We start from the raw sequence: 7805 nt of genomic DNA, 5'->3' as shown, positions 1-7805 counted from the left end.
GATCAGGCCGAAGGAGACCAGCGTTGCGATCCAGGGGTTGACCAGGGACTGCCGCAGCTGCCCGTTCATCGGCGGTCCAAACGCCTGCAGCACGCCGGCGACGATGATGAGGGGGTAGAGGAGGACAGCGCTAAGCGAGGCGTTCATCTTGAAAATCCTTTCGCGTCGAGGTGGCATCATGAAGGCTCAGGCGCCCGGCATGAGGAGGAGGCCGGCGAGCGCGGCGACGAGAGCCGGCGGCATCACCATCAGGCCGAGTTTCAGAAAGCTCCATGCGCCGACGCTCTCGCCTTCGCGGCGGATCGCGGCGAGCCACAGGATGGTCGCGAGCGATCCGGTCACTGACAGGTTGGGACCGAGATCGACGCCGATGAGGATGGCGCCCGACACTTTGTCGTGGACCTGCGCCGTCTGCACCGCGGCGCCGGCGAGCAGGCCGGCGGGCAGGTTGTTCACCAGGTTGGTGGCGACGGCGACGATGACGCCGCTGGTCCAGCCTGCGAAGACGTCGGATCGTGCCGCCGCCGTCTTCAGGGTCTGCGCGAGCGTGGCGAGAACGCCGCTTTTCTCCAGGGCCTCGACGAGCACGAAGAGGCCGGCAACCAGCGGCAGCACGCCCCAGGAAATGTCCTTGGCGACGTGCCAGGGGTTTTCCCGCTTGAGGATCAGGACGACGGCGACCGTGAGCAGGCCGGCGGCGAACGTCGGCAGGCCCAGTTCCACGTCAAAGGCGGAGGCGGCGATCAGCACGGCGCCGGTGAGGACGATTCCAAGCCCGGCGATCTTGCCGCTCAGCGACAACGGCTTATTCTCGACCTCCGTCTCGATCGCGCCGCGCAGCGCCTTGCGCTGGGTCCAGCGCAGGACGAGGAACGTCATCACCACCGACAGGATCGAGGCGACGCCAAACCGCATCAGCCACGGGCCGAGCGGCGGCATGTGGCTGGCGTAGACGACGAGATTGGCCGGGTTGGAAATCGGCAAGATGAAGCTCGCCGCATTGGCGATCAGCGCGCAGATGAAGAGATAGGGCAAAGGTTCGGCCTTGGCCGCTTTGGCCGCCGCATAGACCGCGGGCGTCAGCACAACGGCCGTCGCGTCGTTCGAAAGAAACGCAGTGACGACCGTGCCGACGATGTAGATGAGCAGGAACAGCCGGCTTGCCGAACCTTTGGCTTGGCGCACGGCATGGCTGGCTAGCCAGTCGAACAGGCCTTCCGCGCGCGCCACTTCCGACAGGGCCATCATGCCGATGAGAAAGAGATAGACGTCGTTGCCTTTGCGCACGCCGGTCCAGGCGTCACCGGCCGGCAGGAGGCCGAAGACGACGAGGACCGCGGCGCCTGCAACCGCCCAAATCGCCTCGGGCCAATCGAAGGGCCGCGCGATCACGCCGAGGATCGCCAGGCCGATGACGATCCAGGTGACGACATGCGGCGTCATGCGCGGCACCCCTCGCTGCCCGAAGTTGGTTCGTTCGCTTTCACTACCATTTGCGTCCGTTCCGGTTCGGGCCGAGCTGTGTGCCGAGGAGGCCGCGCTCAGGCCAGGCGCCGACCGTGTCGGCGTCGCTGCCGTCGCCCCGGCGGGGCGCGACGAGGTGATCGCGCGTGGCGATCGCGATCGATTCCGTGCCAATGGCGCCATGGTCGTCCGTCGCCGTGACCGTCAGGGTCCGCGTCGCGGCGGTGATGACGACGCTGACGGCGTAGCGCGTGGCTGCGGTGGGTCGCATCGCAACCTCCGGACCGTCGTCGATGCGACAGGTGCAGTGCGCGATCGGAGTCCGACCGAGAACGCTGGCGCGGACGAGGCATTCGCCCTGCGGCAGGTGATCGGCATCCGACGCGTCCGTCGCCAGCCGGCGGTCGGCTGGCGCCGTGACGAGCACCAACGGGAACGCCGATCCCAGTTCGCGGAACCGCCAGGACACCGTCCGTGCGTCGATCGCGATGACGCTGTAGCCGACCGGCCCTTCCTCGATCTGGCCGGTGGAGCGTGTCGCGGCGAAGATGGTGCGCCCGTCGTTGGCGAGCTCGTTGTAGTGGGTGTGGCCCATCGCAACGAGGAGGACCCCGCGAGCTTGCAGCGCCGCGTTGATACGCGCGGTCTCGCCCTCGCCGCGAAGGTCGGCGGGAAAGGAATGCATGAAGATCGCACAGCGTTGCTCGGACGCGTCCGCGGCCCGCAATTCCGCTTCCAGCCACGCCATCTGGCGGTCGCCGATGCGGAAATCCGGGCCGCCGGAGCCGGGGCCGCACATGTCGAGGAAAAGGCACCGGAGGCCACCAGCGTCGATGGCGTTCGGCAGCTGCGTGGCGCCGAGGGCCGTGTAAAAATTATCGAGGCTGCCTTGCTCCATATCGTGATCGCCGGTGATCACATGCACCGGCACGGGGAGCCGGGCCAGCGCGCGGCGCGCCAGCGCATATTGCGCCGGCAGCCCGTTGTCCGCATTGTCGCCGGGGATGAAGACGAAATCGAGTGCGTTTCCGATTTCGTCGGTAATTTCGCGAACGATCGCCTGCAAATCGCGATAATTATCCGTGGCTTCCGTCGTCAGATGCAGATCGCCGATGTGGACGAACAGCAGGATGGATTCTGACAGGGCCGTGCTTCCGTGCTTCTCGAAAGAACTCGTTTGAGAGGATACCATCGATGATCACGCCTCCGATCGTATCGAAGAATCGGCGGTCGTCTTACCGGTCCGACCGCGGCGTGGCATGATGTCCCGCGTTTCCGGCATCGCGACCAAGAAGATGACGAAGCCCACCGCCGCGATCCCCGCCAGCACGATGAAGGCCTTCGCATAGCCGGCCGAAACGATGATCAGTCCCGCAAGCGTCGCCGAAAGCGCCGCGCCCAGTCCCTGCGTCGTGGCGACGGCACCCTGACTCACGTTGAACCGGCCGGTGCCGCGCGTCAGATCGCTGACCACGATTGGAAACAGCGCGCCATAGATGCCGGCGCCGATCCCGTCGAGGCACTGTACCGCGACGAGGTAGAACGGATTGTTGGAGAAGGGGTAAAGCACGCCGCGCAGGGCGAGCGTGCCGAAAGCCACCAGGAAGATCGGCTTTCGCCCCCAAACATCGGCCTTCCGCCCGACCATGATCGCCATCGGGACCATCACGCATTGTGCGGCGACGATGCAGACCGCGATCAGCGACGTCGCATTGTCCTTCCCCGACAGCTTGGTCAGGAGTTGGCCGACGGATGTGAGCATCGCCGCATTGGACAGATGAAAGATCGCCGCGAGCAGGGCGAACAGCATGAGATACTTGTTCTGCAACAGCGCCGTCAGACCCGACGGCTGGTCGCCGTGATCGTCTTTCGACGCTTCGAGCCCGCTCGCCATCTCGTCGTCGATCGCAGCGGCCGGGATCATCAACATCGCGCCGATGCTGAACGCGGCGAGCACCGCCATCAGCCAGAATACGACGATGGGCCCGAAAAAATAGGCCGTCGATCCCGCAACGGCCGCCGAGAGCGCGTTGCCGCCGTGGTTGAACGCCTCGTTGCGGCCGATGCGCTTGGCGAACAGTTTTGGGCCGACGACGCCGAGCGTGATGGCGGCGAGCGCCGGCGGGAACACGGCCCCGGCGATGCCGGCGATCGATTGCGTCGCCGCGACGGCATAAAAATTCGACAACCATGGCAATGACAGGCAGCTCAGCGTCACCGCCACCGCGCCGGCAATGACGATGGCGCGTTTGTGCCGCGTTCCGTCGATCAGGGCGCCGGCCGGCGTCTGCGCGATAAGCCCTACGATCCCGGCGATGGTCATCACCAGGCCGGTCGTCGCCTCGTTCCAGCCCTGGGTCGGCCCGCGCACCGCGATGAGATAGATCGCCAGATACGGGCCGAGCCCGTCGCGCACGTCGGCGAGGAAAAAATTGAGGGCGTCGAGGCCGTGTAATGTGCGTGACGCAGGCGGGGCAGGGCTGGTCGAACTGCTGGCTCTCAAAGCAGAATTCATCAATGGGACCGCATCGAGAGAAACGCCGGGCTTTGCCTTACGGCAAATCTCGATCACGGAATAGTGAGCCTGGGGCTTTGGTTCCGCCAATGCGCCGCAATGGCCCCTGTACGCGGCGCGGCGGCATGGTAGGTTGCAGGTTGATCAACCGGCCCGATTCATCCTGTCCATCGGACAAGAGCGGGACCCTACAAGGCCACGACCCCGCATCATGTCGAAGTTTTACCGCATCCAGCGCCTGCCGCCTTACGTCTTCGAAGAGGTGAACCGCATCAAGGCCACCGCGCGTAAAGCCGGCGCGGATATCATCGACCTCGGCATGGGCAACCCCGACCTCGATGCGCCGCAGCACGTCAAGGACAAGCTGATCGAGACGATCACCAAGACGCGGATCGACCGCTACTCGGCCTCCAAGGGCATTCCCGGCCTGCGCCGCGCCCAGGCCAATTATTACGCCAGGCGCTTCGGCGTGAAGGTGAACCCCGACACCCAGGTGGTGGTGACGCTGGGTTCCAAAGAAGGCTTCGCCAACATGGCGCAGGCGATCACCGGCCCCGGCGACGTGGTCGTGGTGCCCGATCCCTCGTACCCGATCCACGCCTTCGGGTTTCTGATGGCGGGCGGCACCATCCGCTCGATCTCGGCCGAGCCGACGCCGAATTTTTTCGCGCAGCTCGAGCGGGCGATCATCCATTCGATCCCCAAGCCGATCGCGGTGGTCGTCTGCTACCCCTCGAACCCGACGGCGCTCGTCGCCTCGCTGGATTTCTACAAGGACCTCGTGCATTTCGCGAAGAAGCACGAGATCTTCATCCTCTCCGATCTTGCCTACGCCGAGCTCTACTTCAACGACGAGCCGCCGCCCTCGGTGCTGCAGGTCGAGGGCGCGATGGACGTCACCGTCGAGTTCACCTCGATGTCGAAAACCTATTCCATGGCCGGCTGGCGCATGGGCTTTGCGGTGGGCAACGAGCGGCTGATCTCCGCCCTGACGCGGGTGAAGTCGTATCTCGACTATGGCGCCTATACGCCGATCCAGGTCGCGGCCTCGGCGGCGTTGAATGGCCCGGACGACTGCATCCACGAGATGCGCGCGATCTACAAGAAGCGTCGCGACGTGATGGTGGATTCTTTTGCCAAGGCGGGCTGGCAGCTGCCGGTGCCCAACGCCTCGATGTTCGTCTGGGCGAAAGTGCCGGAAAAATTCGCCGACCTCGGCAGCCTGGAGTTCTCCAAGCTGATGATCGAGAAGGCGGAAGTGGCGGTGGCGCCGGGCATCGGCTTCGGCGAGCAGGGCGAAGGCTACGTCCGTCTCGCGCTGGTCGAGAACGAGCAGCGCATCCGCCAGGCCGCGCGCGGCTTCAAGCGGCTGATGGATGCGGCGGACGGGAGTTTGCACAACGTGGTGCGGCTGGCACGGTAGAATTCACGCCGTGATGGGCGACCGATGTGAGGATGAACGTGCGGGAGAGGTAGCTTGAACTATCTGCACTACGATCTCAGCCTTGGATCCGAAGAGTTTGTCGAGGTCACCCTCGACAAGCAGGCCAACGTCAAGCTTTTGGATGAAGCGAATTTCCGCAGTTACAAAAATGGCGGGCGACACTCCTATTACGGGGGCCTGGTAAAGAAGTCCCCGTTCGTGCTCGCCCCGCCGCGACCGGGCAAATGGCATCTCATCGTCGACCTCGGCGGCTATCCGGGCGCGGTGAGGGCGTCGGTCCGTACCGTGCAAAACGCGGCATGACGGATCAGCGACCGAACGAGCTTCTTCCAGCGATCCGGCGCGCGCGAATAGACCGCCTCAATATTTATGAAGTCTCGGATTCGGAGCTTCAACTTCTCGAGCGTGGCTCCCCTGAATCCCTGTTTCTCAATTTCTCGATCTTCCTGATCTCGGTCGCCCTGAGCTTCCTAACGACAATCTTGACCAGCGACATCGGGTCTACGCGCGTTTTCATCGTGTTTGTCGTGGTCATCGCGGTCGGGCTGGTTGCAGGCGTGATCTTGCTGGCGTTCTGGGGATGGTATCGCCACTCCCGATCAACCATCTTCGAGCAGATCCGGAAGCGGATGCCGCCGGACGGTGTACCGATCATCGATATCGATCAAGCCTGAGCGAGGACCGCTAATCCAAGCCGAGTTCCCTCAGCACCCCCGCGATCCGCAGGCACACCGCCTCCGGCAGCGGCAGCAGTGGCCGTGGCGGCTCGGCCCCGATCCCAAGCGCGTTGGCCGCGGCGAACATCACCCGCAAGCTGCTGTATTCCGTGAACAGATCCCACAGCGGCTGCAGCCGGGCATTCAGCCGGCGCGCCTCGGCGGCATCGCCGGCTTTCACCGCCGCCAGAATGGCGAGGCACGGCGCCGGGAACAGGCCGCCGAGCACGCTGTACCAGGCGTCGCCGCCTGCCAGCATCGCCTCGATCGCGTTCCAGTCGACGCTGTAGCCCAGTGAAAAGCCGTCCGGTGTCCGCGCCCGCAGATCCTGCAGATGGGCCGCCACGTCCGCAGGCGGCGCCGGGTTTTTGACCGCGATGATGCCGGGCACGCGGCTGAGGCGGGCGATCAAGTCGGGCGTAAAGGTGAAGTGCGTGGTGCCGGGGTTGTTGTAGATGCACACCGGCAGGTCGATGTTTTGGGCCACCGTCTCGAAGTGGACGAACACTTCGTCGGCGGTCAGCGGCGTGTAGGAGACCGGCGCCAGCAGCGCGGCGCTCGCGCCCGCCGCTTTGGCATCCTGTCCCAAGAGCACGGCGTCGTCGGTGCGCAGCGCGCCGATGCCGACCAGCAGCGCCGTCCCGCCCGCGGCCGCGACGGCGATCTCGATCGCGCGGCGCCGCTCGGCCCGGCTGAAGAAGGGATACAAGCCGGTGCTGCCGAGCAGGCCGATCGAGGCGACGCCGGCATCGGTCAGGCGCTTCAGCAGCAGCTGCAACGCGTCGGCATCGACGCGTCCGCTGGCATCGGTCGGGGTGATCGGGAAGGCGGCGAGTCCGGAAAACTGTGTCATGCCGCGCGGGGTAGCTCAAACGCGGCGTGAAAGCCATAACTGCGCATGAAATCCGAGCCGAGACCTGGGATGACGCCGTCATCGCATCGGGTTTGCTGCCGTTATCCAAAAGGTCACGATGCTGAAGATCGCCGTCGTCACGCCCTACCATACAGAGAGCGACGCCATCCTGCGGCAGTGCCACGACAGCGTCCTGGCGCAAACGCATGAATGCCACCACATCCTCGTCGCCGACGGACACGCCAAGCCGCTGTTCGCGACCTCGCCGCGCACGCTGCATCTCGCGCTGCCGCTGGAAAACGCCGACAACGGCAACACCCCGAGGGCGATCGGCGGTCTTCTCGCCGATCGCTACGGGTTCGATGCCGTCGCCTATCTCGATGCCGACAATTGGTATGACGACGATCATATCGCCAACATGGTCGCCGGCCATGGGCACAGCGGCTATCCCTTGGTGGCGTGCAAGCGCCGGTTTTGCGACCTCGACGGCAACGCGATGGCCATCACCGAGGGCGAAGAGGAGCGGCACCGCCACGTCGATACCAGCTGCTGGATGCTGTGCCGCCCGGCCTTCGGGCTGCTCGCGGCCTGGCTGATGCCGAAGGCGCTCAGTCCGGTCTGCGACCGCATCTTTTTCCAAGCGGTTCTGCACGCCCGGCTGCCAATCACCGGGGCCAGCAGCCGGACGGTCAATTTCCGGACGCGGTATGCCCTGCATTATGAAGCCGCAGGGCAAGCTGTACCACCTGGCGCAAAGGTGATAGACGGCAGTGTGGCGGGAGCCAACGCCTATCTCGCCAGCGACGCGGGTGC

At 65.1% G+C, this 7805-nt stretch carries 9 protein-coding genes; 4 read left to right on the top strand and 5 right to left on the bottom strand.

Translation table 11 applies throughout. The features are described from left to right. The 4 genes from GSQ79_RS08850 to GSQ79_RS08835 all read right to left on the bottom strand — a co-directional run. A partial coding sequence (locus tag GSQ79_RS08850; protein ID WP_174243180.1) for a DMT family transporter occupies nt 1–147 on the bottom strand: 147 nt, incomplete at its 3' end. Nucleotides 148–186: 39 nt separating this feature from the next. Then, nucleotides 187–1443, bottom strand: a complete 1257-nt coding sequence (locus GSQ79_RS08845; RefSeq protein ID WP_158808355.1) for an arsenic transporter — start codon at nt 1441–1443, stop codon at nt 187–189. A gap of 43 nt (nt 1444–1486) precedes the next feature. Further along, complete coding sequence (locus GSQ79_RS08840; RefSeq protein WP_158808354.1) at nt 1487–2656, bottom strand: metallophosphoesterase; 1170 nt, start codon at nt 2654–2656, stop codon at nt 1487–1489. A gap of 6 nt (nt 2657–2662) precedes the next feature. After that, a complete protein-coding gene (locus GSQ79_RS08835; protein ID WP_246725210.1) occupies nt 2663–3967 on the bottom strand; it encodes an MFS transporter in 1305 nt (434 codons plus the stop codon). 223 nt (nt 3968–4190) lie between these two features. On the opposite strand from GSQ79_RS08835, the gene GSQ79_RS08830 reads away from it, so the two are divergent. From GSQ79_RS08830 to GSQ79_RS08820, 3 genes are read left to right on the top strand one after another with little or no spacing between them, the layout of a single operon-like run. After that, nucleotides 4191–5402 carry an LL-diaminopimelate aminotransferase gene (locus GSQ79_RS08830; protein ID WP_158808352.1) on the top strand — a complete coding sequence of 404 codons (1212 nt, stop codon included), beginning with the start codon at nt 4191–4193 and terminating at the stop codon, nt 5400–5402. A gap of 54 nt (nt 5403–5456) precedes the next feature. Continuing rightward, nucleotides 5457–5726: a DUF1883 domain-containing protein gene (locus GSQ79_RS08825; protein WP_158808351.1), complete on the top strand. Its 270-nt coding sequence runs from the start codon at nt 5457–5459 to the stop codon at nt 5724–5726. Further along, entirely contained in the window at nt 5723–6097 is a 375-nt protein-coding gene (locus tag GSQ79_RS08820) for a hypothetical protein (RefSeq protein ID WP_158808350.1), read from the top strand. Before GSQ79_RS08825 ends, GSQ79_RS08820 begins: the two co-directional genes overlap by 4 nt. A 10-nt stretch (nt 6098–6107) precedes the next feature. On the opposite strand, the gene GSQ79_RS08815 is transcribed toward GSQ79_RS08820, so the two are convergent. After that, the gene (locus GSQ79_RS08815; RefSeq protein WP_158808349.1) at nt 6108–6992 is read right to left on the bottom strand and encodes a dihydrodipicolinate synthase family protein; all 885 of its coding nucleotides are present in this window, start codon (nt 6990–6992) and stop codon (nt 6108–6110) included. A 118-nt stretch (nt 6993–7110) separates the two neighbouring features. Between GSQ79_RS08815 and GSQ79_RS08810 the strand changes: the two genes are divergently transcribed. Next, nucleotides 7111–7805: hypothetical protein (locus GSQ79_RS08810; protein WP_158808348.1), on the top strand; the 695-nt coding region annotated here is incomplete at its 3' end.

Source organism: Beijerinckia sp. L45 (assembly GCF_009765775.1).
GTDB lineage: Bacteria > Pseudomonadota > Alphaproteobacteria > Rhizobiales > Beijerinckiaceae > RH-AL1.
Note: the sequence above shows the minus strand (reverse complement) of the source record. Positions and strands in the feature narration are given on the sequence as shown.